21 protein-coding genes are annotated in these 25,471 nt (G+C 50.8%); 8 read left to right on the top strand and 13 right to left on the bottom strand.

What is annotated here, in order from left to right:
* The first annotated feature begins 24 nt into the window (after window positions 1-24).
* Genes AACR41_RS02410 through AACR41_RS02400 form a run of 3 tightly spaced genes read left to right on the top strand, consistent with a single transcriptional unit; the run spans window position 25 to window position 5,844 of the window.
* Window positions 25-3,030, top strand: coding sequence for a methyl-accepting chemotaxis protein (locus AACR41_RS02410; protein WP_030007952.1), 3,006 nt, complete (start codon window positions 25-27; stop codon window positions 3,028-3,030).
* Between the two features lie 46 nt (window positions 3,031-3,076).
* Window positions 3,077-4,162, top strand: a complete 1,086-nt coding sequence (locus AACR41_RS02405; protein WP_052349719.1) for an Hpt domain-containing protein — start codon at window positions 3,077-3,079, stop codon at window positions 4,160-4,162.
* Window positions 4,159-5,844 (top strand): hybrid sensor histidine kinase/response regulator, encoded by a 1,686-nt coding sequence (locus tag AACR41_RS02400; RefSeq protein WP_052349718.1) that lies wholly within the window; start codon window positions 4,159-4,161, stop codon window positions 5,842-5,844. The genes AACR41_RS02405 and AACR41_RS02400 overlap by 4 nt, the downstream gene beginning before the upstream one ends.
* Window positions 5,845-5,862: 18 nt before the next feature.
* Here AACR41_RS02400 and AACR41_RS02395 read toward each other — a convergent pair whose 3' ends face one another.
* Window positions 5,863-6,420 carry a J domain-containing protein gene (locus AACR41_RS02395; protein ID WP_030007951.1) on the bottom strand — a complete coding sequence of 186 codons (558 nt, stop codon included), beginning with the start codon at window positions 6,418-6,420 and terminating at the stop codon, window positions 5,863-5,865.
* A 152-nt stretch (window positions 6,421-6,572) separates the two neighbouring features.
* Here AACR41_RS02395 and AACR41_RS02390 point away from each other — a divergent pair, with 152 nt between their 5' ends.
* From AACR41_RS02390 to AACR41_RS02380, 3 genes are all read left to right on the top strand, one after another.
* Window positions 6,573-6,830, top strand: a complete 258-nt coding sequence (locus AACR41_RS02390; protein WP_030007950.1) for a MoaD/ThiS family protein — start codon at window positions 6,573-6,575, stop codon at window positions 6,828-6,830.
* 98 nt (window positions 6,831-6,928) lie between these two features.
* Entirely contained in the window at window positions 6,929-7,576 is a 648-nt protein-coding gene (pdxH, locus tag AACR41_RS02385; protein ID WP_030007949.1) for a pyridoxamine 5'-phosphate oxidase, read from the top strand.
* A gap of 64 nt (window positions 7,577-7,640) precedes the next feature.
* Window positions 7,641-9,614 carry a bifunctional aldolase/short-chain dehydrogenase gene (locus tag AACR41_RS02380; RefSeq protein WP_030007948.1) on the top strand — a complete coding sequence of 658 codons (1,974 nt, stop codon included), beginning with the start codon at window positions 7,641-7,643 and terminating at the stop codon, window positions 9,612-9,614.
* Window positions 9,615-9,655: 41 nt separating this feature from the next.
* Here the strand turns inward: AACR41_RS02380 and hemH are convergent, their stop codons facing one another.
* From hemH to AACR41_RS02365, 3 genes are all read right to left on the bottom strand, one after another.
* Complete coding sequence (gene hemH / locus AACR41_RS02375) at window positions 9,656-10,816, bottom strand: ferrochelatase (RefSeq protein ID WP_030007947.1); 1,161 nt, start codon at window positions 10,814-10,816, stop codon at window positions 9,656-9,658.
* 160 nt (window positions 10,817-10,976) lie between these two features.
* Window positions 10,977-13,559 (bottom strand): bifunctional diguanylate cyclase/phosphodiesterase, encoded by a 2,583-nt coding sequence (locus AACR41_RS02370; RefSeq protein WP_052349717.1) that lies wholly within the window; start codon window positions 13,557-13,559, stop codon window positions 10,977-10,979.
* Window positions 13,560-13,703: 144 nt separating this feature from the next.
* Window positions 13,704-14,141 (bottom strand): NfeD family protein, encoded by a 438-nt coding sequence (locus tag AACR41_RS02365; RefSeq protein WP_030007945.1) that lies wholly within the window; start codon window positions 14,139-14,141, stop codon window positions 13,704-13,706.
* A gap of 146 nt (window positions 14,142-14,287) precedes the next feature.
* On the opposite strand from AACR41_RS02365, the gene AACR41_RS02360 reads away from it, so the two are divergent.
* Window positions 14,288-16,093, top strand: a complete 1,806-nt coding sequence (locus AACR41_RS02360) for a protein phosphatase 2C domain-containing protein (protein ID WP_030007944.1) — start codon at window positions 14,288-14,290, stop codon at window positions 16,091-16,093.
* Here AACR41_RS02360 and murG read toward each other — a convergent pair.
* The gene (gene murG, locus AACR41_RS02355; protein WP_030007943.1) at window positions 16,077-17,126 is read right to left on the bottom strand and encodes an undecaprenyldiphospho-muramoylpentapeptide beta-N-acetylglucosaminyltransferase; all 1,050 of its coding nucleotides are present in this window, start codon (window positions 17,124-17,126) and stop codon (window positions 16,077-16,079) included. The two genes, AACR41_RS02360 and murG, sit on opposite strands and share 17 nt — an antisense overlap.
* A 107-nt stretch (window positions 17,127-17,233) precedes the next feature.
* Between murG and AACR41_RS02350 the strand changes: the two genes are divergently transcribed.
* On the top strand, window positions 17,234-18,040 hold the full coding sequence (locus AACR41_RS02350) for a hypothetical protein (RefSeq protein ID WP_030007942.1): 807 nt from the start codon (window positions 17,234-17,236) through the stop codon (window positions 18,038-18,040).
* 76 nt (window positions 18,041-18,116) lie between these two features.
* Here AACR41_RS02350 and AACR41_RS02345 read toward each other — a convergent pair whose 3' ends face one another.
* The 8 genes from AACR41_RS02345 to AACR41_RS02310 all read right to left on the bottom strand — a co-directional run.
* On the bottom strand, window positions 18,117-18,575 hold the full coding sequence (locus AACR41_RS02345; protein ID WP_030007941.1) for a phosphate-starvation-inducible PsiE family protein: 459 nt from the start codon (window positions 18,573-18,575) through the stop codon (window positions 18,117-18,119).
* Between the two features lie 72 nt (window positions 18,576-18,647).
* Entirely contained in the window at window positions 18,648-21,047 is a 2,400-nt protein-coding gene (locus AACR41_RS02340; protein ID WP_030007940.1) for an endonuclease MutS2, read from the bottom strand.
* 67 nt (window positions 21,048-21,114) lie between these two features.
* Window positions 21,115-22,800: a mechanosensitive ion channel family protein gene (locus tag AACR41_RS02335; protein ID WP_045442426.1), complete on the bottom strand. Its 1,686-nt coding sequence runs from the start codon at window positions 22,798-22,800 to the stop codon at window positions 21,115-21,117.
* A gap of 69 nt (window positions 22,801-22,869) precedes the next feature.
* Window positions 22,870-23,358 carry a hypothetical protein gene (locus AACR41_RS02330; protein WP_030007938.1) on the bottom strand — a complete coding sequence of 163 codons (489 nt, stop codon included), beginning with the start codon at window positions 23,356-23,358 and terminating at the stop codon, window positions 22,870-22,872.
* A 165-nt stretch (window positions 23,359-23,523) separates the two neighbouring features.
* Complete coding sequence (locus AACR41_RS02325; RefSeq protein WP_161768747.1) at window positions 23,524-23,832, bottom strand: TIGR02466 family protein; 309 nt, start codon at window positions 23,830-23,832, stop codon at window positions 23,524-23,526.
* On the bottom strand, window positions 23,829-24,113 hold the full coding sequence (locus tag AACR41_RS02320) for a hypothetical protein (protein ID WP_030007936.1): 285 nt from the start codon (window positions 24,111-24,113) through the stop codon (window positions 23,829-23,831). The genes AACR41_RS02325 and AACR41_RS02320 overlap by 4 nt, the downstream gene beginning before the upstream one ends.
* A 179-nt stretch (window positions 24,114-24,292) precedes the next feature.
* Window positions 24,293-24,748 carry a hypothetical protein gene (locus tag AACR41_RS02315; RefSeq protein ID WP_138071601.1) on the bottom strand — a complete coding sequence of 152 codons (456 nt, stop codon included), beginning with the start codon at window positions 24,746-24,748 and terminating at the stop codon, window positions 24,293-24,295.
* A gap of 496 nt (window positions 24,749-25,244) precedes the next feature.
* A partial coding sequence (locus AACR41_RS02310; RefSeq protein WP_045442424.1) for a hypothetical protein occupies window positions 25,245-25,471 on the bottom strand: 227 nt, incomplete at its 5' end.

The raw sequence follows: 25,471 nt of genomic DNA, 5'->3' as shown, positions 1-25,471 counted from the left end.
GTCAATTTCACAGAATCACTACCTATGGGCACAACAGAACAGACCATGAACACGGCAACTTCTCCGGCTTTTTCTGAGGAAATCAAAGAACTCCAGGCGGCGATCGCCCTTGATCCGACAGATATTGTGATGAAAATCAGTCTGGCGAGTCAACTGGAAACCGAAGGCTTTTTGCCGGAGGCGGCGGAAGTTTACCGCGACATCGTGGCTTCGGATCAAGACGGCGTCTTTGCCGCCAGTGCCCAACAGGCGCTCCTTGCCCTAGGGGAAGCGATGGATTTCCCAGAGGTAAAGAATGGCAATGGTAACAATGGCGATCGCCCAGCGGCATCAACCAACGGGAACGGAACAACGGCTACGGCCCACCCGCCGGAATCTTCCATTGTCCTAGAAGTCTCAGAAGCGAAAGAATACAGCCCAGAGATTGTGGCATTGCAAGCAGCGATCGCCGCTGATCCCACGGACATGGTCGCCCAAATTAGCCTCGCCAGTGCCCTCGAAAGCGAAGGCTTTTTTCCAGAGGCGATCGCCAGCTATCAGCAAATCATTGACCAAGATCCCGAAGGCATTTTTGCCGCCAGTGCCGCCAAAGCCCTTGGAGATCTCCAGGCACAGTTACCCCAGGTAGATCCAGAGACCGATGACCCCTCGGCGATCGCCCTCCCAGACCAAACCCCCAAACCCATTGCCCTGGTTTACGACGATGTTGACTACACCGATGTCGATGTCACCTCCCCTCCCCTGAAGCGATTACAAAACCTTTCCATTGCCCAGAAACAATTCATCGGTATTTTTGTTTCCAGTGCCATTGCGATCGCCGGAGTGGTGGCAGCAGGGGCGGTGATTATTGTTACTTCTGGGCGATCGCAGCTGCGGGAACAGGCCGCCTCAGAGCTTGCGGTCAACGACATTAACTACAACGTCAAAATTGACCAGATGGGTTTTGGGTTCCGGGGCCAATCGGATAACGCCGCAATCATCGCCGCCGCAGCGGCCTACCAAAGTACAGGTACCGTTCCCCCTGAGCAGCTCGCCCAGGTGCAGGCCATTCTCCAAAACGAAATCCAAGCCCGTAATATCGAATATGCCACCCTGGTCAGTACGAATCTCCGGATTATCACCAACGGCAACGGCGATCGCCAAGGGGAAGTGTTTGACCCCAATGGCCTCGTCACCCAAGCCCTCCAAACGAGACAGCAACTCAAAACCAGCGAACTGCTCTCTTGGGATGACCTGAATCGAGAAGTAACCAGATTCCCCATTGGCACCAAAAAAGGCGAATTTGCCCTCGTCCGCTACACCGTTACCCCCGTGATCGGCAGTAACGATAATCTTCTTGGGGCCTTGGTTTCCGGCGATGTGATTTTCAATGCCAAATTGGATATTGCCGCGAATACTGTCAGCGCGTTCAATGGCGGTTACAGTGCGATTTACCAAGTCAACCCCGATGGTGGTTTCCAGCTCGCCAGTGCCCTCTACCAACAGGATGCCCAGGAAGAAGGGGAAGACAGTACCCGTAAGGTGATCCAGACCTCCCTTAATGCCCCTGATCTGCTCACGCTACCGGATTTCTCTTTCCTGACGGCCGCCGTTAACGCTAGGGGGGAAACCGTGGTCGATACCCAGGTGATCGATGGCATCTCCTATACCCTCGCGGCGGAATCCATTCTCAATAGCGCCGGGGAACCCGTGGCGATCATTGTCCGGGGCACCGATGAAAATACCCTCAATGCCCTAATCCAGGACAGCTTACTGCTTCAGACAACGGTGGGTTTAATTGGGGTCTTTGTGGCGGCTGGTTTAGCGTGGCTCCTGGGACGCACGATCACAAGACCGATCAAGCGCCTTCAAAAGGTAACCACCGAGTTTGGGGCCGGGAACCTTGATGCAAGGGCCGAAGTTTTTGCTAAGGATGAAGTGGGGCAGTTAGCCACCACGTTTAATAATATGGCAGCGCAAATTCGCTCCATTACCGATGCCGTCGAAGCCCAAGCTCAAGCTAAAGATCAAGAGGCAGCCTTCCAGCGCCAGGAGCGGGAACGTCTCCAGGAAGGGGTGATTCGGTTGCTGCTCCAAATTGAAGAGGTGCGCCAGGGGAACCTCACGGTACAGGCGATGGTAGACGAAGGGGAAGTGGGTTCCATTGCCGATGCCTTCAATGCCACCCTCCGGAGTCTGCGGGCCTTGGTTTCCCAGGTGAAATCTTCGGCAGACGAGGTATATGATTTGGCGATCGTCAACAATGACCTAATCACGCGCCTCTCCACGGAAGCCACAGTCCAGGAACAGGCGATCCAATCGGCGGAACGTTCGGTACAAGGTATTGCCCAATCCATTCAAGCGGTAGCGAAATCGGCCCAGGGGGCAGCCCAAATTGCCCGAAAATCCCGTTTGGCGGCCCAGGAAGGCCAGGCGACCATGGACGAAACGGTGACAAGCATTGATCTAATTCGGGGTTCGGTGGCAGATACCTCGAAGAAAGCGAAACGTCTGGCGGAATCTTCCCAGGAAATTTCGAAAATCGTTAACATCATTTCTGACATTTCCGAAAAGACAAACCTCCTGGCCTTTAATGCTTCCATTGAGGCAACGCGAGCCGGGGAAAATGGCCAAGGTTTCCGGGTGGTCGCTGATGAAGTACGTCGCTTGGCGGAACAGGTCACCACAGCAGCCCAGGAAGTGGAGCAGTTGATCGGCGGGATCCAAGAAGAAACGGCCCAGATGATGCAGATGATGGAGGAAAGTACTTCCCAGGTGGTCACGGGGACAGAATTGGTGAAAAAGACGAAAACGACGCTCCAGAGTGTGTCCCGCATTAGTGAGGAAATTGACAAGGTGCTGGCGCGGATCTCGAAGGCGATGGTCTCCCAGCGGGATGTGTCTGGGAAGGTCACGAAAATTATGCAATCGGCGGCGGAGGTGGCCCAAAAGACGGCGGCAGAATCCCAAACGATGTCTGGTCAGTTGGATGCGCTGACCCAGGTGGCGATCGCCCTGAAGGATTCTTCGTCCCGCTTTGAGATTGAGTAACGTTTGTATTTTTCGGCTGTTTTAATGTTCTTTTACTATCTTTGCCATGTTGGATGCTGCTAGTTTAAAGGCGATCGCCCTCGAAGCCCGCCACTGCTTTTTGCTGGAAGATGCCCCGGATTTTGTTGAGTTGTTCCACCAAAGTATGGGGCTGTTGCAAGCAGAACGCCAACAACCCGCAGGCCACGATCAGGCAAAGCTATACCAAGATCTGGTGCGCGCTGCCCATTCCATCAAAGGAGGCGCTGGCATCGCAGAATTATCGACCCTGCACAACCTAGCCCACCAGATGGAGGATCTCTTAGAGGCGATCGCCGCCGGCCGGATTAAAGCAGAACAGACTGCACTCGATTTGATCAGCCTCGCCATGGAGGAGGTGCAACATTGCCTCGACTTGGCAGCCCGGGACGACGACCACCCAGGGGACAGTCCGGGGGCCGCACAAATGGCGATCGCCCTCCAAGAATTTCTCAGTCAGGCCCAGACCCCTGCACCCGAAGCCATTGCTCCTGCTGGTAATGCCCCCAGTAAATTTGTCGCCACCGCCCTCAAGGTAGATCTCGAAGCCTGTGTGCAGCGCCTCGAAAAACTCCTCACCCACGATCCCACCCCCCGCAGTGCCGCCCGCCAACTCAAAACCCTCGAAGAAGAATGTCGCCTCCTAGGGGATGCCCTTGGGGTTCCCTGGCTGAAGGCCATTGCCACCCTGATTCAAACAGCCCTAGATAGTGCGGCCATTGATTCTGTTACCCTCAGCCAAGGGGCGATCGCCGAAATCCGTCGTCTGACCCAGGCATACCTAACCAACCCTGATGAGGCCAAGATTAGCGAATCATTCCAAGCTCTCCTAAGCGTTCCAGAGCCGCCAAAACTTGAGATCCCAGCCGAGGCTGACCCCAGTCCCGATCCAGTTCCTGCCACGCCGGTTAATGCCACGCCAAAACCTGCTCCCAAACAAACCTCTAGCCTGCAAATTCGGATGCCGATCCAGCAACTCAACCGCATGGGGAATGCTGTCGGGGAACTGTTCATTGGCTACGAAAAGCTCACCCGGCACCAAGATCAACTCCTCCGGGCCAGCCGCAATCTTAAAAAAGAACCCAGCAACTCAACCCGATCCGCGATGAAGTGACAGCCCTCTACGATAAATTGGCTGTGGCTACCGCTGGTTCAGGCCAAAATGGTGGCAGCCAGAAACCGTCCTTAGAATTGGCCACTGCGACCCACACGGAATTTGACACCCTCCACTTTGACCAATACACCCAGGCCCATTCCCAACTCCAGCAGTTCCAGGAACTGATGGTACAGGTGCAGGAGATCCAGGAAGATTTGGAACTAATGCGGTGGGAATTCCAAGAATCTTTAGAAGGGGTGCGGCAACAGTTAGAGTATCTCAACCAGGATCTGACCCAATCGCGCCTGATGCCCTTTGGCAACTTGGCACGCCGTTTTCGTCAGTCCTTGGAGACCTTGAGTAAACGCTACCCCCAGATGGCACAGCTAGCCATTGAGGGGGAACAGGTTTTGGTGGATCAAGCAATTTTGGAACAATTGCGCACGCCCCTGACCCACCTAATCCGGAATGCTTTTGACCATGGCATTGAACCGCCCCAGGAACGCCGCCAAGCCCAAAAAACCGAGACGGGAACCATTCGCCTCAGTGCACAATTGCGGGGGAATATGGTGGAAATTTTGGTGCAAGACGATGGCCGGGGCATTGATTTAGACCGGGTGCAACAAAAGGCGATCGCCAAAGGACTTTGTGCGCCCAATCACCAACCGACCGAAGCCGAAATCCTTGAATATCTATTTGCCCCAGGCTTTTCGACAAGGGACACCGTCAGCGATCTCTCCGGTCGGGGTTTAGGCCTGGATATTGTCCGCCTCGAACTGGCCCAACTCAAAGGCACCATTACCGCCAGTAGTGAGCGGCACCAGGGGACAAAATTTACGATCCGCATTCCCCTGAGCTTTAATATTTTGCCGTTGCTCCTCTGCCGCTGCCAGCAACAGGCGATCGCCTTTCCTTCGGTGACTGTCCAGGCTGTGCTCTCGCTGGTTAACAAAGACAATTTAGAGTATCCAGAATTTCTTGATTGGCAAGGCACCCCCCTCAAACTCCATGCCCTCGATCAACTGCTGCCCTATCCCCAAAGCAATCTCCTCTTGCCCCCGGAACAGCGGCCAGCCCCCACCATCGGTCTGATCGTACGCCAGGGGAAAAAATCTTTGGCGATCGCCGTGGATGAAATCCTTGGGGAACGGGAACTGGTGCTGAAATCCCTAGACAATACCGTGGCCTATCCTCCCTACGTTGCGGGGTGTACCGTGTTGGGTTCCGGGGAAGTGATTCCGGTGCTTTTACCCGATGCCTTTGAGCAACTCTTGACCAGCCCAGAGCAACCCCAAGCGTCCAGTCCCGCCCCTGAACAACCCAAGCGCCAACCGACGATTTTGGTCATTGATGACTCTGTTGCTGTCCGCCGTACCCTCAATAAACTGTTAAATCAAGTCGGCTATCAGGTGCAGCAGTGCCGGGATGGCAAAGAAGCCTGGAACCTCCTCAACCGCTCAAAACAGACCTTTGATCTCGCAATTTGTGACCTGGAAATGCCTGGTTATGATGGCTTTACCCTCTTGCAGATGGTGCGGGGCCAAAGCCAATGGGATCACTTACCCTTCGTAATGCTCACCTCCCGCGATAATGATCTCCACCGTCAGAAAGCCCAGGATCTCGGTGCCAATGATTACTTCACAAAACCATTTCACCCGGTGCGCTTCCTGAAGGCGATCGCCCAATATGTCGAGGCTTAATCAACCAGGCCGGATTTTTCAGATGGCGGGAATCAAAATAGTTTGCAAAAGTTCCTCTACCCGTTGGCGTAGCTTGCGGTTGTGGGGATCAGCCAGGAGTGCTTTGTGGAGATAGGTGCGGGCTTTGTGGTGTTGCCCCTGTTGGAGTAAATGGCGGCCCCAACTGAGGTAGGTAATCCCTTGCCATTGGCGCACCTCTAGATCTTGGGGGAGCCGCTGGGCTAGACCTTCCATTAAGGCGATCGCCCTAGCATAGCGCTGTTGTTGTAGGCAGTCCTGGAGCCGTTGGTAGCTCTGCCACTTCAGCCGCTGATCTAGAGGAGAAAGGATCGCCCTCCCTGGGGGCTGCTGTGGTTCTGGGGATGGGAGCCAAGTTTGTTTGTCCGGGGAACGGTGAATTTCTGCCAGGACTTTGTAGGCTTGGGTAATTTGGATAAATTTGTATTCCGCTTGGCGATCGCCACGATTTACATCCGGGTGACATTGCCGCGCCAAACGACGATAGGCCGCCTTTACTGCTTCCAGCTCTGCATCAACCCGTAACCCTAAAATTTTGTAGCACTCAAGGAGATTCATCGATGGTTGTTGTTATCTGGAAGGAGGCGAAATTTAACCCAAGGATACCCCAAAAAAATCCTGTCAGCGTGATTCCTTTGGCGAAACCCCAACAACACCGCTATGATCCTCTGAAAATGTCCTCACAACTCCCCCTCACCCGAAAACATTCAATGTCTGCCCCGCTCCAAATCACCATTAAGCTCTTCGCAATCTACCAAGAAACCTACGGCACCGAAGTTTTACATTGGCAAGTTGCCCCTGGCAGCACAGTTATGGACGTTTTCCAGCACATTCTCAGTGAATATCCCAGTTTGGCAGAATGGCAGGCCGTCACCCGCTTTGGCGTGAATTTAGAATTTGTCTCCCCGGAAACAGTGCTCCAGGAGGGCGATGAGGTGGTTCTGATTCCTCCCGTCAGTGGTGGTTAGTTTTTAGGGCCAACATCCGCAAAAAAATTCCACTACAATACAAAGCGACTTTCATTCTGTCCTTTGAGTCCATTACCGTTAGTTCGTTGGTGCCGCCGATGATTATGCACGTTGCCAATCTCCGCCAAAATTACACCAAAGCGGGTCTCCATGAAGATGATGTGAGCAATGACCCCATGGTGCAATTCGCCACTTGGTTCCAACAAGCAACGGAAATTGATGAAATTCGTGAGCCCAATGCGATGGTTCTCAGCTCCGTCGGCCCTGACGGGAAACCCAGTTCACGGGTTGTGCTTTTAAAAGATTTTAGTGAGGCAGGGTTTACATTTTTTACGAACTACACCAGCCAAAAGGGTTTGGAACTAACAGGAACCCAATATGCGGCTTTGGTCTTTTGGTGGGAACCCCTAGAAAGACAAGTACGCATCGAAGGCACCGTCGAAAAACTGCCTCCTGAACGCTCCGATGAATATTTCGCCAGCCGCCCCCGTAAATCCCAAATTGGAGCCTGGGCCTCTGCCCAAAGCCAGGCGATCGCCAACCGGGAAGTTCTCGAACAGCGCTTCAAAGACCTCGAAGCCGAGTACGCCGACAAAGAGATTCCCCGGCCAGACCATTGGGGCGGCTTTTTGGTGAAGCCCGAAAAAATTGAATTTTGGCAAGGACGTCCCAGTCGGCTCCATGACCGGCTTGTGTTTACCTTACAAGGCGATCGCACTTGGCAGCGGCAACGCTTAGCGCCGTAAATTTTAGCTCTGCAACCCGAAGCGGCCTAAGATTTGTACTGTGTAATTTAGCGGAACTCAGTACATGAAAAGCCTTTGGAATGATCAAGAAGCAGCCACCTACCAGGGGGATTTGGCCCTGCGGGTTTACACGTCGCGTTTGTTAGGGCGAGATCCCTCTTTGGTACTCCATGGCGGTGGTAATACCTCTGTCAAGGTCACGGAAACGAACCTAGTTGGCGAAACAGAAGAAATCCTCTACGTCAAAGGGAGCGGTTGGGATTTGGCGACCATCGAAGCAGCCGGTTTTGCCCCGGTGCGGATGCAGCATTTGTTGAAATTGGCTCAATTACCCAGTCTAAGTGACCCCCAGATGGTCAACGAACTAAAGACCCAAATGACCGTCGCCACCGCCCCGACTCCTTCGGTGGAAACGATTTTGCACGCCATTTTGCCCTACAAATATGTCGATCACACCCATGCCGACGCGATTGTAACAATTACCAACACACCGGAGGGGCTGGAGCGAATCAAAGAAATTTATGGCGATCGCCTGGTGATTATTCCCTACATCATGCCGGGATTTGATCTTGCTCGCCTTTGTGCCGAAAGGTTTGCCGCCGAAGCCCATGGCCAAACTGAGGGAATGATTTTGTTAAACCACGGGATTTTCTCCTTTGGGGCGACGGCCAAAGAATCCTATGAGCGGATGATTGCCCTCGTCCAGGAAGCAGAAACCTATCTCCAGCAGCAAGGGGCTTGGCAGATTCCCCAACGTTCTGTAAAAACCAGTGATACTCCCATCGCGAAAACCCTAGCCCAACTCCGTTACGACGTTTCCCAGGTGGCAGGTTTCCCCGTGATTCTCAAAGGCGATCGCCGCCCGGAAATTTTGAACTTCACCCAACGAGAAGACTTAGGGCGCATTTCCCAACAAAATCCCGCCACTCCCGACCATGTGATTCGCACCAAACCCGTGCCCCTGATTGGTCGCGATGTGCAAGGGTTCGCCGCCGCTTACAAAGCCTATTTCGCCAGCCAAGCGCCCCAAGCCAAGGAACCCAAAACAATGCTTGATCCGGCCCCCAGGGTAATCCTCGATCCGGAACTCGGTTTAATTACCGTCGGCCAAACCGCCAAAGCCGCAAACATTGTCGCAGATATCTATCGCCACACCATCGAGATTATTACCCGTGCTGAACGGCTCAGTCGCTACCAAGCCCTGTCCCAAAAAGATATTTTTGATATGGAATATTGGGATCTAGAGCAGGCCAAACTGAAAAAAGGGGGCAATCCACCAGAATTTACCGGCGAGATTGCCCTGGTGACAGGGGCCGCCTCTGGCATTGGCAAAGCCTGCGTTGAATCTCTCCTGAAGCGAGGGGCGGCGGTGGTGGCCCTGGATATTAACCCGGCCATCGAAACTCTCTGCGATCGCCCTGATTTTCTTGGCCTGACCTGTGACCTGACGGATGAAACCCAAATTAAAAATGCCTTAGAGCAAGCAGTCCAATATTTTGGTGGTCTGGACATGGTAATTCTTAACGCCGGGATTTTCCCCCCCAGCCAGGCGATCGCCAATCTCCCCACCGACCACTGGCGACAGGTACTCGACATCAATCTCGACAGCAATTTGGTTCTGCTGCGGGAATGCCATCCTTTCCTGAAACTGGCTCCGAAAGGGGGCCGGGTTGCGATCATTGGCTCGAAAAATGTTGCTGCTCCAGGTCAAGGGGTCGCCGCCTATTCCGTCTCGAAAGCGGCCCTCAACCAACTGGCACGGGTGGCAGCACTGGAATGGAGTTCAGATGGAATTCGGATCAACACCGTCCATCCCAATGCTGTTTTTGACACAGGGATTTGGACGCCCGAAGTGCTCGAAAAACGCGCCAAAGCCTACGGCCTGACCATTGAAGATTACAAGAAAAATAATCTCCTCCAGGTGGAAATCACCAGCCAGGACGTCGCTGAATGCGCCGTAACCCTTTGCAGTGATCTATTCGCTAAAACAACCGCCGCCCAAATTCCCCTTGATGGCGGCAACGAGCGCGTCATTTAACAAAAATCCCCCTTTGAAAGGGGGAGCTAGGGGGATGTTATTTACATAATGCCAACAAAATGGAGCGGGCCTTGGCCACTAATCAACTCCAACAACAACGCCAAAAAGCCGATCATGGCGAGGCGACCATTTAAAACCTCGGCGCTGGTATTCATGCCCCAGGACAATTCTTGGGGATACATTTTCATATTTTCTTTGGGGTGGGTGACCTGACCAAAGGTGCGAGGACATTGTTCCAGGGAATCGGTGACCAAGTTCGCCAAGGATTCGATGAATAACGGGTGAGTATTCAGAGCCGGAACGCGGCGGAAATTTTCAATGCCAGCTTCCTCGGCAACTTCCCGATACTCAATATCGATTTCCTGGAGGGTTTCGATGTGCTCAGACACAAAACTAATGGGAATCACCACCAAATCCTTCACGCCTTTTTCGCCCAGGGCAATGAGGGAATCTTCGGTGTAGGGTTGGAGCCATTCCACGGGGCCAACACGACTTTGGTAGGCCAGGGTGTAGTCATTGGGACGACCAAGGGCTTCCATGATTAACTTGGTGCATTCTTCGATTTCCCGTTGGTAAGGATCCCCCGCTTCTTCGACATAGCTTTGGGGGACGCCATGGGCACTAAAGAAAATGTGGGCCTGGTCTGGGTTTTCAAATTGATCCAGCTCTTGGCGAATGAGATCGACCATCGCAGCAATGTACTGGGGATGGTCATACCAGGAGGGAATGAGGGTGTAATCGAGTTGATTGAGGTCTTTGTCGGTGCGCCACATTTCTTCGAGTACCCGGAAGCTAGACCCACTGGTACTAATGGAAAACTGGGGATAGAGTGGCAATACCACCAGCTGATCAAGGTTATCTTGTTTAATTTCGGCGATCGCCTCTTCGGTGAAGGGGTGCCAGTAGCGCATCCCCACATAAACTTTGACCTCTTGACCCCACTCCGCCAACTTTTGGGCGAGGGCTGTCCCCTGGGCTTCGGTGATTTGTCGGAGGGGCGAACCACCGCCAATTTCTTTATAGTTTTCTTGGGATTTGCCGGCCCGGAGCGTGGAAATGAGCCAAGCAAGCGGCTTTTGCATCCATGGCGCGGGTAAACGAATAATTTCGGGGTCAGCAAACAAATTAAATAAAAAAGGACGGACATCCTCTAATTTGTCTGGCCCACCTAGGTTAAGTAATAAGACCCCAACACGACCCATAGCTGATACAAATTAAATTTACTGGTATTTTCTTTAAGTTATTGTAACAATATATCTCTTTGGGACGGCGTGCCTGTCGTGGTGGCTACAAGAAAGTCGAAAAAGTTTACATTTCACTACTTTATTTTTCAGGTTTTCGGCAAGCCCAAGTAGTGTCTTTCTAAACAACTCGCTTGAGGCCTTCAGCGGAGAAGCGATGGACCTGTTCGGCTCTTTGGGGACGCCCGAGAAAATATCCTTGGGCTATGTCACACCCCATTTCTTTGAGTAAATCCAGGATGGCCTGATTCTCGACCCCTTCTGCCACCACTTCTAGGCCGAGGCTGTGGGCTAAATTAATCGTCGAGCGGACAATCACCAGGCTTTGTTCGTTGGTGAGCATATCCACCACAAAGGATTGATCAATTTTTAGGGCATGAACCGGAAACCGCTGTAAATAGCTCAGAGAAGAATATCCGGTACCAAAGTCATCAATGGATAAATGCACCCCCAGATTAGCGAAGCATTGTAATAGCTCTAGGGCATAGCGCGGGTCACTCATGAGGGCGGTTTCTGTAATTTCGAGTTCAACCTGTGCAGGGATGATTTCATATTGCTGGAGGAGCGACTCAAAGGTGGTCAGGCAGTTTGGATCGAGCAAGCTACAGGCCGATAGATTAAGGGCGATCGCCAAATCAAGACCTTGGTTTTGCCAGGCTTTTTTTTGTTGGAAAGCTTCTTCCCAAATCCAGTAGGTCAGCGCGTGGATCGCATCACTTTGTTCCGCGAGGGGGACAAATTCAGCGGGGGAAATAAGCCCAAACGTGGGGTGGTGCCAACGGGCCAAAGCCTCTACGCCGATCAGTCTTTTTTGCCGGAGATCAAACTTCGGTTGATAGCACAAAAAGAATTGTTGGCGAGCGCTCGGTTTCCCGAGGCTAGAGAGAATGGCGAGGCGACGCGGGGTGTAGTGGTCAATATCTTCGTGGTAAATCTCATAGGCCGTACGTTTTTGCTTTGCCGCATACATCGCCACTTCGGCACTGCGGAGGGCGGCGTGGCTATCTGTCCCGTGGTTGGGGAACATCGCAATCCCCAGGCTCGCCGTAATGTGAATCACATTGCCCGCCGTGACAAAGGGCTGTTGGATCGCTGCCTGCAAAATATCGGCCAATTCCACCGCCTGCTGGCAGGCTTCTTCCCATTTGCTGTGCATCATCGGACAGGCAACGGCGAATTCATCTCCTCCCAAGCGACAAACGATCCCCTGGTAGGGACTGAGGGCCGAGAGTAAGCGCAGGGCAATCTGTTGCAGAAAGGTATTCCCAAGCTTATGGCCCAGGGTGTCATTGAGATCCTTGAAACGGTCTAGGTCAATCAGCATCACAATGATCAACTCGTACCCCAAGGAGGGCGCATTTAACCACTCCTGAATTGTGTCGTGGAATAGATTGCGATTGCCGATGGTCGTCAAACTATCGTAGCGGGCTTGGTAGCGCAGTTCTTTGAAATGGTGGGCATTGGCGATCGCCAAAGAAATCGACTGACCCAGGGCGCGGAGGGTATCAATTTCATAGGAAGCTAAGGTTTTATCCTCTTGGAATAGCATCAACAGCAAGCCAAACTGTTGTTCATGGAAAATCAAAGGAATCGTTAAAACCTTCGCCGCATTGCTCAGGGCAACACTTTGGGGACTGAGATCATCACAAAAACAAGCCAATTCCGCAGCGTCTAAAATTTGGAGCGTTTTATCCTGCAAAGCATAGCGAAAAAGACGATGGCTGGCGGTGAGTTGATTGAGGGCAACGCGCCTTTCCGACGAAAAACCCGCATGGCTCTGGAGCTTGAGTAGGCCATCCTCAAAAGTTGCACCTTCTAATAAATAAAAACCAATACAAGTTTCTGCATAATATTGATGTAGCGTTGTCGTGGTTTCCCGGGCGATATCTTCAATTTCTAGGGAGCCATGTAAACGCTGGGTAAGGGCATGGGCCAAGGTCAAGAAGCAATTGTGCATCTGCAAAGACCGTTGGGAACGTCGCAGTTCCGCTTCGACCTGTTTGAGAGCGGAAATATCAATGGCAATGCCTGTAAATCCCGAAGCATTTTGATCGAGATCAAGTTCAACCCGCGACGCAAATCCATATAGTCTTAAAGTCTTGCCCTGTTTTGTCCGGACTCGAAATTCCCCTTCTGCATAGCCTTGACTAAAAACTTCCAGTAACTGTTGCTGCACAAACTCTCGATCTTCAGGCACGATGGTCTCGATCGCCTTGAGGTGAGACATCTCTGCATCACTAAAACCAAGCACTTCTTGATAAAAACGATTCCAACGGATAAAGTTACCCGCACCATCACAGACGAACAACGCGCCTTGGAGACTATTAAATAATCCTTGCAGAATATTGCGTTCGGATTCTAAGGCTTCACTGGTCTGTCTATAGGCAGAGGCTCGACGCTGGAACGTCGTTAAAGTTGGCAACCACCGCACCAGTCCAACGCCAACGAAGATCAGCCCAACACCTTCACTAATAAATCGCTCACCGAACTGCCAGACCGTTCCTAAAGATTGCCACTGGGCGGCGAGGTATTGGGAGAATTGCAAAAAAGATAACCAACGCCCTAAAGCTAACAGGATGCAACCAAAAATAATGTAGCGATAGTCCTGTTGCCGCATCGCGATTTTTTGATCATGTTTTACGAGGACATAGACAATGCCCGTTAACATCAAAGCGGCACATAGGGCAGCAAGGGACTGGTACATAGATATGGCTAGAGCGGTAAGAAATGGTGTCGGAAAAAAGCTGCAATCTAAATGTATTTTATCGGTGAAAAACTTCTCAAATTATAGAATTGCTTACAGGTTAACTGAGCTTAACTAAACCTCTTCTGAGTTAGGGACATGGGCCTAGGGTTCAAGGAGATGCCGGGGCATAACAATTAAGGTTGTGCCTTCCCGACGCAGCACATAAACGGTCTGATGGGGATCAATGGTGACGGTTTCGTCGGCGCAGCGGGCTCGCCAGGAGTTGCCTTCGTACAAAACGCGGCCAGCTTCACCGGGGGCGATCGCCGTTAGGGTTTCGGCATCGGCAGCATCACTGAGGGTCCGTATGGAAGTTTTGGGGGTAAAAAAACGGCGGGAACTCACAATGGCGATGGTCGAAAACAGCAGCCATAGAAAAATTTGTATATTCGGATTCAGGCTCGGAATGAGATACACAATGACAGCCACAGCCACGGCCCCAAGCCCTAGCATAAACTCCATGAAGGCGGTGGGAAAAATAAACTCTAGGGAGCAAAGCACCGCGCCAATAATTAACCAGACCATTAAAGGATTGAGCATTCACCGAGACCCTAATATTGGGGATTTTTCGCCATATAATTCGATCAGGGATGGCCTCCGTGGGTCAGCACCATTGACCGCTGACTTCATCATAGCTTGACTACTGGGCCTGGGCTGTTTGTGCGCTGTACTGTTTTCTAAAGTTTATGTCTATTACTCTTCCTTATCTCCGAGCATCGGGTTCCTTGGCGTTAACCTTTCAGGCAGCGGATCTTGTTGGCGATCGCTACTGGGTGGTTGCGCCGCAAATTTGGCAAGACACCAAGCCCGAAGCACCATCGGACTGCACAGCCCCCAATGACCTGGCCCAACGCTATGGCAAATTATATTCCCGTCAACTGCACTTGCCTCGCATTTACGATATTTTGTCTCTCCCAGAAGGAGAAATTTTACTCCTCGACAACATCCCAATTAACAATCAAGGGGAACTGCTGCCTGCCCTAGGATCGGTTTGGGCCGATGCTTCCCCGCTGCAACAGTTAAATTGGCTGTGGCAAATGCTTGATCTCTGGGAAGATTTGGCAGCCGTGGCCATGGGCACTAGCCTTTTGCCGTTAGAAAATATCCGGGTCGATGGTTGGCGACTCCGACTGATGGAATTATTGGCCGATCCCCCTGGTGCCCCTGTCACCTTAGGGGCCTTAGTAACGCCCTGGCGATCGCTCCTGCCTGAAAGCGCGCCGCCACTTCAAGCAATGCTGACGGAAATGATTGAGAGTTTAAGCGAACCGGATGCAGATCTAGAGATTATTTTGCCCCGGTTAAATCAGCTCCTTTTAGAGCAGTCTAGCCAGCAACATCTGCAAATGGCGATCGCCAGTGCCACCGATCAGGGAAAACTCCCCACAAGCAACCAAGATGCCCACTACCCCACGACCCAGGATTTAGCCGCTCCCCCTACGGCAACCCTGGCCTTGAGTGATCATTTACTAATGGTGTGTGACGGTGTTGAAGGCCATGGCCAGGGAGATGTGGCGAGTCAGTTGGCAATTCAATCCCTCAAGTTGCAATTGACAGGTTTTTTCCAAGGGCTATTTGATATCGATGAAGTGGTTCCCCCGGCGGTCATCGAACAACAGCTAGCGGCCTACATTCGCATTACAAATAACTTGATCGCCGAACGTAACGATCAAGAAGGACGCACAGGGGGCGATCGCATGGCTACAACCTTAACCCTTGCCCTCCAGGTACCCCAAAGACCCAAGGCCGACGAACTCCAGGATAGCCACAGCCACGAACTCTACATTGCCCAGGTGGGGGACAGCCGGGCCTATTGGCTCACCAGGGAACAATGCGTTTGCTTAACGGTGGACGATGATGTGCTCAGTCGGGAAGTCCAGGCGGGCCGGGCCATTTATCGTCAAGGGTCACAGCGCCCCGATCACATGGCCCTCACCCAAGCCCTAGGGATTAAAGGGGGCGATCGCCTCCATCCTGTGATTCGCCGCTTCGTGTTTGCTGAAGATGGGGTGTTGGTGGTCTGTTCCGATGGCCTGAGTGACCAGCAATTTTTAGAGTCCCATTGGCAGACCTTCGCCCCGGTGATTATCCAGGGTCATTTGCCCCCGGCGGCTCTGCTCCAGAGCTTGATTGAGAAGGCGATCGCCAAAAATCCTGAAGATAACATTACGGCGGCGATCGCCTTCTACCGCTTCACAACGGACACCTTCACCCAGGCCCCAGAACTTGAAACGGCTCCCGCCCCTGAAGACTTTGAGCCGGAATTTGTCCCTCCGGATCTGGCCCTAGACACAACCCTTGAGGCGGAACTGGCGTCGGAACCAGAGGCGGAAAATAGTCTGTCCCAGTTCACCTTAATTTTGGTGAGTTTAGTGGCGATTCTTCTGATGTTAGTCCTGGCGGCCTTTGGTTTGAACTGGCTGTTAAACCGTGAACCTCTACCGACGCAACCGGATGATCCGAATCTTGAAACCCCTACAAACGTAGAGTAGTACGCAGGAAATAAGCAATTTTTTCGGCACTTTCTGGCATCCCTAGGGCAGCAACATTGGCGGCGATCGCCTCCCGTTTCCCCGGTGCTTCTAATAGACCCAAGACCATCGCTGTGAGGGATTCAGGGGTTAATTCAGCCTGGGGCGCTAACAGTGCGGCTTCGTGTTTCGCAAAAACCTGGGCATTGAGGGTTTGGTGATCCTCGGCGGCATAGGGATAGGGAATCAGAATGGCCGGCGTTTTGGTAATGGTTAATTCCGTCAGGGCGCTGGCCCCAGAGCGACTAATCACCACGTCCGCCCGTTGCAGGAGGGGAGCAATATTCTCAACAAAGGGCAAGGTGAGATAGTTTTCGGCTTGGAACTGGCCAACGTCAGGGTCGTTTTTCCCGGTGATGTGAACGATCGAGGCTCCGGCTTCGAGCCAGCGGCCCGCACATTGACGCACCAATTGATTAATCCCCACGGCCCCCTGGGAACCCCCCATCGCCAAAATCAAGGGGCGATCGCCTGGAAGATCTAACTCTAGAGGTTGGGGCGTGAGAAATTCGGCTCGCACTGGGGTGCCGAGGTGAATGGTTTTTGCCTTGGGTAAATATTGGGCCGACTCCTGAAAGCCCACAATCACAGCAGTGGCATATTGCCCCAACAGGCGGGTCACTTTACCAGGAAGCACATTGGACTCGTGGAGGATCACCGGAATTCGTCGCAGTCGCGCCGCCAGGATTGCTGGAGCGGCGATATATCCCCCGGTGGTAAAAACTAGATCAATCTGGCGATCGCCCAAAATTTTGTAGGTTTGGAAAATAGACGCGAGCAACTGCAAACCATTGACTAGCTTTTGGAGGGGGTTGCCCTGGAGTCCCTTGGCCGTGACCGCATGGCGGCGATATTGATTAGGCACTAAATCCGTTTCGAGGCGATCGCGGACCCCCAACCATTCAATCTCACAGTCCGTTAATTTTTCTGCCACCGCCAGGGCCGGAAAGAGATGTCCCCCGGTGCCGCTGGCCGCCATCAAGATTCGGGTCACTGCCTTTGCCACAATTTCAGTCGTTTTTCGTCTCAGGTTCTAGAATAGATTACACGTTCTGATCAACTGATGGGAACTTGTCCGCTTGAAGGAGTGATCGAAAATTTATGGGCTACTGGCAATCTTGGCAACGGTTTTTTGGCATGGCGATCGCCACGGGAGTTTTAACCCTGGGATTTGGTTTACGCAGCGAGGCCCGCACTCCGGCCACTGCCCCAGCTTCCCTCACGGATCTTTTGGTAGACATTGACCAAGCCGCCAATGACCAACAACTAGAGCAACTCTTAAATTTCTACGGTGAGAATTTCACCCACAGCGACGGACTCTCCAAAACGGATCTCCAGGACTTGTTAACCCAACTCTGGGAAGAATATCCCCGCCTGAGCTACAACACCAAGCTCCTCAATTGGGAACAAACAGGCGATCGCCTCGTGGCTGAAACCGAAACCCAGGTGCGGGGCCTCAAGAAACAAGCAGGCCGCTGGGTTCATTATGAAAGTACAATCCGTTCCCAACAGACATTCCAAGGGGACAAACTGATTAGCCAAGATATTTTATCTGAAGCATCAACCCTCACCAGTGGCGACAATCCCCCCGCCTTGAAAGTCTTGATCCCAGAAACCGTTGCCCCTGCCGCTGATTTTGGCTTTGATGTGATTGTGCAGGATCCCTTGGGAGAAGAAATTTTATTGGGGGGTGCCCTCGAAGAACCGATTACCAGTAGCACCTACACGAATCCGGAGGCCTTTGACCTGGATATTCTGCCTGCTGGCGGCATTTTTAAACGGGTAGAAGCCCCCACCGAAGCGGGAGATATGTGGTACTCGGCCCTGGTGGTACGCAGTGATGGCATGGTGCTCACCACCCACCGGGTCAAGGTTGAAGATGCGCCTCTCCAGGCCAACGGTCTATAGTTTGTCCGGCTAATTTTGTTTGAGTGAAATCTCTAAATAGCGTCAATTACCGCTCCGTGTTCAATGTTTGAGAACGCTACTGGGGCGGTTTTTGGTCTTTGGTCGGATCTAGGTCGGGGGAATACCCATCTTCGGGGTGGCTTTGCTTCATGAAGTAATAGCCCACCGTCAGGGAAAGAATAATTGCGGCAATGCCGAATAAACTCACGCTATCGGTGGTTTTGATGTCTAGGATAATTACCTTCCGGGCGATCGCAATAATGGCGACGGATAAAACCACTTCAAAATGGGGGCGTCCTTTAGAAAGATAGGTATTGATAATGCTCTCTAAAAGTTCGATGCCGATAATGATCAGCATAAAGAGACTAAAAACTTCTAGCAGTTGGTCGGCGTTTAACAACAGTATCGGGGGAGCAGCAATACTTTGGAACAGGAACCAGCCAAAATCCAGGGTTGCTAAGCCAATGGCGATCGCCATCATCGCCAGCAAGATTTGAATCATTAATTTTTCGTAGCGTTTAAAGAGCTTGAGCATTGAGTCCCTGGGGCTAGAGTGGTGTTCTGGTACAAAAGGATTCCCAGGGAAATATTGTAGTATGCGGCCTTCTTAGGAAAAATAGGCCAGGGTGACGCCAGCCCCCCCTTCTTTCTGCTCGGCGAGTTCGTAGCGCTGAATTTGGGGATGGTATTTCAAAAATTCATGGACGCCTTCCCGGAGCTTGCCGGTACCTTTGCCGTGGATAATCCAAATGACCTGGGATCCCGCAGCAGTGGCATTGGCGATCGCCTGTTCGAGGCTACTTTCTGCTTGGTGCATCCGTTGTCCCCGGATATCGATGGTATTGCGGGTGGTGCGCACCGTCACGGTTTCGGGGGTTTTTGCTTTGGGGGGCGCTTGTTTTTTCGGGGTTTTTGGCTTGGGCTCTGCCTCGACTTTCTGGCCCTGGAGCGATTCAATTTCTGTCCAATCGAGGGACATTTTCATCACCCCAAAACGGGCGACGAGGGTTTTATTGTCAGGGTCTAGTTCAATAACTTCGGCGGTTTGTCCCAGCTTAGAAATGCGAATTTTTTCCCCCAATTGCGGTTGATAACCCGGTTTTTTCCGTTTGGGTTGACTCATTTTGCTCGCGGCAATGTCCCCCAGGGCTTCGGTGGCGGCCTGGGCTTTTTGGGCGGTGGGTTGGCCCTTTTGTAAGGTGCGAATTACCTGGGCAATCTCGGCTTTAGCTTCGGCGATCGCCGCTTGCACCTGTTGGTCTTGGGCGAGTTTGAGTTCTGCTTCCCGGCGTTGGAGATCGGCGGCTTTACTGGAAACTTCCGTATAGAACCGTTCGGTCTGTTTGAGGAGAGCTTCGGCTTCCTTGGCTTTTTGTTCCTGTTCCCGGCGCTGGGCTTCGAGGGCGGCGATCACCTCGTTGACATTGGTATTAGTATTCCCCAACAGATCCTGGGCTGTTTCCACAATTTCCGCATCTAGGCCCAAACGCTGGGCGATCGCCAAGGCATTGGAACGCCCCGGAATCCCCCAGAGCAACTTGTAGGTGGGCCGGAGGGAATATTCATCAAATTCGACCGAGGCATTTTCAAAGCGCTCATCCTCGTACTTCAGAGCCTTCAGTTCCCCGTAGTGGGTGGTAGCCACCGTGAGCTGGGTCTGGTCTGCCAAATATTTCAACAGGGCGATCGCCAGGGCACTGCCTTCGGTGGGATCGGTGCCGGCCCCCACTTCATCGAGGAGCACAAGATTGTTCTGACTCTCCTGGTCTAAAGCTTCGATAATCCGACCCACACGGCGAATATGGCCAGAAAAAGTTGATAAACTCTGCTGGAGGGATTGTTCATCGCCGATATCGGCTAAGATTTGGTCAAACCAATGGATTTCCACCGGGGCGATCGCCGGAATGAAAAGGCCTACTTTCGCCATGAGCGCGGCCATTCCCAGAGTCTTTAAGGTGACAGTTTTGCCGCCAGTATTGGGGCCCGTGATCGCCACGACGCGGATTTCTGGGCGAATTTGCACATTGATCGGGATAACTTCCAGGCTTTCTTCTTGTTTCTCCTGCCATACCAGCAAAGGATGGCGCAACTGCCGCAGTACCGTCGGTTGATCGGGGGCGATAAATTTGGGCGGGTGTCCATCGAGCCAAAGACTGTAACGAGCACGGGTCATGGCGAGATCGAGGGTGGTGGCGATCGCCAGGAGTTTTTCGAGATCCTCGACTACCTCGGCCACTTTTTCGGTGAGCTGACGCAGGACAATTTCAATTTCCCGCTCCTCTTGTTTAACGGCCTGGCGGAGGCGATTACCCAACTCCACAATCCCTTTCGGTTCGATGTAAAGGGTCGAGCCCGTGCTGGAAATATCGTGGACGATGCCAGGAATTTGTTCCTTTTGCCCTGCCTTAACGGGTAACACAAAGCGATCGCCCCGCTGGGTAATGACCGCTTCCTGGATCGAGCCGCTGTGCCGTTGCATGATCCGCTGCAAGGTTTGGTAAATCTGCTCCCTGGCTCCTTTAATTTTGACGCGAATTCCTTCGAGCTTCGGGCTGGCTCGGTCTGTAACATCTCCCCGGTCATCGATGCAATGGTGAATATCTTGTTCTAATTCCGGGTAGGTGCGCACCTGCTCCACCAGGCGCGTCAGTTGGGGGAGTTCTAGTTCCGCATTTTCCACTAAGCGCCGCAAACGACGCACTCCGGCCAGGGTGGTGGCAATGAGCAAGAGATCTTTGCCAGTGATCAGCCCGCCCACGGTGGCCCGTTCCAAAGCATCACTGATATCGCCAATCCCCTCAAAGGAAACGCCGTTGTCCACCGCTCCATCCAAGGCCTGCATTTCGACGGTTTGGGCGAGGAGAATTTCACTGTCTGCTTGGCTCTGGGGAAAAACCAAATGCTGCGCGGCGATCGCCCCTAACTTTGTTGCGGCAAAGGTCGATAAATGTTGGCACAGGCGTTGCCATTCGAGAAGTTTAAGGGTTTCGGCTTGGATCTCAGTCAAGGACGGTTAAGAGGAAATACGGCAGAGTTCAATTATATAGAAAATGAATTGAGCAAGGCGATCGCCCTTAATGGGGAGGCTCTGATGGCTGATCTGTACCGTGGAGCCACACATCACTCTGGAAGACAGGAATAATGATTCCCGCTTTTTCAAAGGCAATTTTGACCCGTCGCCGGAATTCCCGTGACACTTCCCACTGTTTTAGGGGCAAAGTTTTGATCCACAGCTTGATCACCATGCCCCGCTCATTGAAATTATCCACCCCCAGCACCAAGGGCGCTTCAATAATGCGCGATCGCCAATCTCGATCCGTATACATCTGTTCGGCCACTTCCCCCAACACCTTGAGGGCAAAATCGACATCTGTTTCGTAGGGTACCGGAATATTAAGATCGGCCCGTGACCATTGATTTGAAAGGTTAGCGACGATCCGCACTTCTCCATTGGGAATCGTAATCAAGCGGCCTTCTGCGTCCCGAATTTGGGTAATGCGGAGGTTGATATTTTCGACTAAACCCGTCACCGAGCCCACATTAATCACATCGCCAACGGCATATTGGTCTTCGAGGATAATCGAAAAACCATTGATAATATCCTTGAGTAAATTTTGAGCCGCAAAGGACACCGCCAAACCAATGATCCCAGCCCCAGCAAGGAGGGGCGCGATATTGATATTAATCGACCAAAAAAAGACCAGCAGGGCAATTACTAAAATAATTAGGGTGACGACGCTGCGCATCACCTGGGAAAAGGTTTGCACCCGCAGTTCTAGCCGCTGGTTCGACTCTTGGGTGATAAACGTAAACGCTTCGAGGGCACCATCGGCCAGGAGTTGGTTAAATTTGGCAATCAACGCATAACTCAGCCGGATTAGTAAATAACTCACTAGGGCAATCAAGGCGAGCCAAAGAGGATATCTAAAAATGCCCAACAGCCAAACCTGGGCAATCCGCGTTTGGGGAAATAAGCCCAAGTTAATAAAAATGGCTGCGGTAATCGCGCCTCCCTGAAGCAGTTGGCTCAAACGAACTTTGACTTCCCGGAGGTTGTTGCTTTGCCGTTGGCTCAGTTGAATTGAAATGAGGGTCGTATTGCCTTGGGGAAATTCTGCTTCCCGCTCCTGTTGTTTGTGGAGTTTACGCTGCCAGCGCCGCCCGAAAATTTCTAGGATTAAGGCCACCACGGCAACACCAATGGCGATCGCCACCCGCTGTTTTAAAAATGTGTCCGTTCGTTCAAGCTGAGCCCGGTCTAAGGCACTTTCAATCTGACCAATAATCTGCTCAGTGCGTCCTTCAATATCTTCGCCACTCAGTTGTGCGTCCCAGCGGGTCACGGTCATCAAGCGGATGGATTCATCATCTCCCACCTGGATCTGAATATTATTTTCTAGATCACCGTTCGCTTCCCCCTCAGACCCAACAGGTATCACTTGAATGTTTGGGGCATTTTCCGCGTCATATACCCGTTTAATTCGGTTGAGCTGGGTTTGGATATAGTTCAGCCGTGTCGAAAGTTCCGAACGGGGAGCCGCCACCTTAAAAATACAGTGGCCATCCAAATACACACACCGATCGACGATTAGCTCCTGACCATTGTTCGGCAACACCTCCCCTAGATCTGCTTCCGGTAAGGGTAGGCCAAAAATTGCTCCCGCTGGTTGCTGCAATCCAAGGCTGAGGCTGATCACCAGCAGGCAGGAGGAGAGGAAAAGGAGAAAAGGCGATCGCCTTTTTTTGTGAAATAAATTCATTTACAGGGTGAATTTACGATAGCGACACTTGCCTATAGAACGATATTCAAGTTCATTATGGTTAGTCAACTACAGTGTCGCTCCCCATTCAGGTGTTCCCACATTGTTGCGACATTCTTGAACATTTTCTTGAATTCTCCCTCGCACGTTTTGAGATGCGGCTAGTAAATCTTCCCTTCCCCAGTCTTCATCTTGAACATTTTTGTGCGCCAACCAGCTCAATTCAGCTTGAGTACAGGCCCTATCCATTGTTGCTGTACCGTCTATTTCTTCAAAAATACTCTGCAAGCTAGCATGGATAATTGCCAAATTACCCCAGAACAAATTTTTTTCCAATGGACTGTTGACTTGTTCTACATTTTCTTTGTGAGCTTCTAACGCAGCATTGCACAGACGCAACTGTACAGTTGGAGGCTGATCTGAACTTAGAGCTTCCCGACATTTCCCCAAAGGTTGGATCAAGGGCACAAATCTATTCGCATTACTCTGTGCTGCCACAGAATTATGGACTATTAGCAAACAGAGAGTTGCCAATCCATTAAATAAGTAACATTTCATTGCTTTTTCTCAGAATAAAGACAGATCATAAAAAATGTATTTTGTTGAAGGGAATCCAGATGATTCAACTGACTCAAAATAAAAGTTAAAGTTCCACTCCGAAAAGTAGAACTTTTGATCATCGCGCCATGATTCCTAAAAATGTCCGATGGAACTAGGCTTATTTTAGCCGAGCTTTAAGGGTAAATCCGTAAATCTCATGTTAAAAGCCATCGAAATGCGGTCTTCTTCAGAGTGATTGACATCCACATAATGGGGCAAGCGACTATTAAAAAGTAACCCCATTCCTTTTTTAGGAACTACTGTATAAGTATCTTCCGCAGCACAAAAGTATGAATAAGGATTAACAAAACTAATATTGCCGCAATTTTCAGGGGCCTGGAGATAAATCACGCCAGAGATATTCGCCCCCGGATGTATATGTATTTTATTATAGGCACCAGGGGGGCTATGGTTAATCCAAGCATCCGTCAACAAAAAAGTGATTTTTTTTCTCTAAGACCACCTTCCTTGTGGCCCTCTAGCCAGGCGGGTGCAGCCTGGTAAATTGATTTTAGACCTGGCCCTAGGATAGATAAAAACTCTTGATTTGTATTGAGCTCTCTAAGTTGTTGGCCCTTACGCATTGATCTCTTCTTACCACTGTGCTTTTCAATATTTGCCAGTGTGAATTCGACTAATTTATCTACGGTCGCTAAATCAAATTCAAACGTTAGAATTTTCTCAAAAAAGCAGAAGGTTTGATAGTCAGTCATTTTTCAGTAAAAAATGTTTTGTATTTTGATATCAATCAGAAAAAACAAGCTTTTTCCCAAAAGAAGATCATTTAATTTGTTGATCATAAATACTTGAGTACTTATTTCCATAATGAAAAGGGAATAAAAAAATTTATTCCCTTTCTAATCAACATCAAAAATTAATTTAGATCCTGCAATTAGTCAACAAAATCAAGAAAATCAGCGTTGTCTTGATCGGCATAATCATAGTACTGAGGTTCATACTCAGTCTCGTTTTCAGTTGCAAAAGCGATAGATTGAATGATTACTGCATCATCAAAGGCATCGCCTTCTTCATCTTCGTCAATATCAAAAGCGAGGATCTGGGATACGGTAGATGCAGTTTCACCGAACGCAACACCAGCAGTAAAGGCATTATTCGCAGTTGCATCACCGTTGTCGCCACTGATTTCATCTGCGTAGGCAACGGTTGCTGCTACTGCACCATATTCACCAGTGTCAAACTCGTCGAGATCGACACTACCTTCTTCACCATCGATGTCGAGATCCTCAACATCTGCGTCTTGAGCAATCACCGGCTGGCTGACTACAGCACCAAAACCAACGGTAGCCACAGAGGCTAGTATGACAGGTAAAAGTTTAATAGGTTTCATTGTTAATATTCTCTCCATGGAAGAGTAATGTTTGTACAAATTACCAACTCTAAATTTCTTTAGAATTAATGGGCTCGAAAATGTTCTATTCTTTACAACCCGTAGTTGAATTTTATTCATAGACATTTTATTTTTCTAGCCCTACCGACAATTATACTTAGATTTTCAAAAATCAATAAGAAATTTTATTGTTTATTTATATTTTTAAGAGTGTCAAAGATAAGGTCTTCTAATCAAGACTTGTCTGCGTTGAATTACTGGCATTGATCACAGAAATTGCTACTTTCTTTTTGGCTTTTGCCAAGGCTTTTTCAAAGCTAAAAATGCAGAATTTATTTTAACAAAAAGTAAATTTTTCTGAGTATTTAGCATAAGCAAAAAGACCTAAATTGGTAGATAAAAACAGTAGTTTAGATCCCAAGCTATCTAAGCCTAAAAATCTAACTACTGCATTCTAGTTCTGCTTCAATAATCCATTAACAGGTCTAATGAATCACTACTCTGGCACTTCACTATTGGGCATCATGTCATCATTCATTGCAGAAGAATCGACATTTTGCATTCTTCGGAAAGGATTACTCGGCTGTCCCACCCGGAAGGAAATCCCCAATCGATTGTCAATAAAATCATTTGTACTGTATTCATATTTATTTTGACTGAAGCCAAGTACAAGTCTGGGACTATTCGGATCGGGGCCAAATTTCAAGTCTAAATTGGCTCCAT

It is taken from the genome of Picosynechococcus sp. NKBG042902, assembly GCF_963864045.1.
Classification (GTDB): domain Bacteria; phylum Cyanobacteriota; class Cyanobacteriia; order Cyanobacteriales; family MRBY01; genus MRBY01.
This window is presented reverse-complemented; position numbering and strand designations above follow the sequence as displayed.

Coding starts and splice junctions, on each gene's coding strand:
- AACR41_RS02410 (WP_030007952.1), top strand. CDS start 25: ATGGGCACAACAGAACAGACCATGAACACGGCAACTTCTCCGGCTTTT.
- AACR41_RS02405 (WP_052349719.1), top strand. CDS start 3,077: ATGTTGGATGCTGCTAGTTTAAAGGCGATCGCCCTCGAAGCCCGCCAC.
- AACR41_RS02395 (WP_030007951.1), bottom strand. CDS start 6,420: ATGAATCTCCTTGAGTGCTACAAAATTTTAGGGTTACGGGTTGATGCA.
- AACR41_RS02390 (WP_030007950.1), top strand. CDS start 6,573: ATGTCTGCCCCGCTCCAAATCACCATTAAGCTCTTCGCAATCTACCAA.
- pdxH (WP_030007949.1), top strand. CDS start 6,929: ATGATTATGCACGTTGCCAATCTCCGCCAAAATTACACCAAAGCGGGT.
- AACR41_RS02380 (WP_030007948.1), top strand. CDS start 7,641: ATGAAAAGCCTTTGGAATGATCAAGAAGCAGCCACCTACCAGGGGGAT.
- hemH (WP_030007947.1), bottom strand. CDS start 10,816: ATGGGTCGTGTTGGGGTCTTATTACTTAACCTAGGTGGGCCAGACAAA.
- AACR41_RS02370 (WP_052349717.1), bottom strand. CDS start 13,559: ATGTACCAGTCCCTTGCTGCCCTATGTGCCGCTTTGATGTTAACGGGC.
- AACR41_RS02365 (WP_030007945.1), bottom strand. CDS start 14,141: ATGCTCAATCCTTTAATGGTCTGGTTAATTATTGGCGCGGTGCTTTGC.
- AACR41_RS02360 (WP_030007944.1), top strand. CDS start 14,288: ATGTCTATTACTCTTCCTTATCTCCGAGCATCGGGTTCCTTGGCGTTA.
- AACR41_RS02350 (WP_030007942.1), top strand. CDS start 17,234: ATGGGCTACTGGCAATCTTGGCAACGGTTTTTTGGCATGGCGATCGCC.
- AACR41_RS02345 (WP_030007941.1), bottom strand. CDS start 18,575: ATGCTCAAGCTCTTTAAACGCTACGAAAAATTAATGATTCAAATCTTG.
- AACR41_RS02335 (WP_045442426.1), bottom strand. CDS start 22,800: ATGAATTTATTTCACAAAAAAAGGCGATCGCCTTTTCTCCTTTTCCTC.
- AACR41_RS02330 (WP_030007938.1), bottom strand. CDS start 23,358: ATGAAATGTTACTTATTTAATGGATTGGCAACTCTCTGTTTGCTAATA.
- AACR41_RS02320 (WP_030007936.1), bottom strand. CDS start 24,113: ATGACTGACTATCAAACCTTCTGCTTTTTTGAGAAAATTCTAACGTTT.
- AACR41_RS02315 (WP_138071601.1), bottom strand. CDS start 24,748: ATGAAACCTATTAAACTTTTACCTGTCATACTAGCCTCTGTGGCTACC.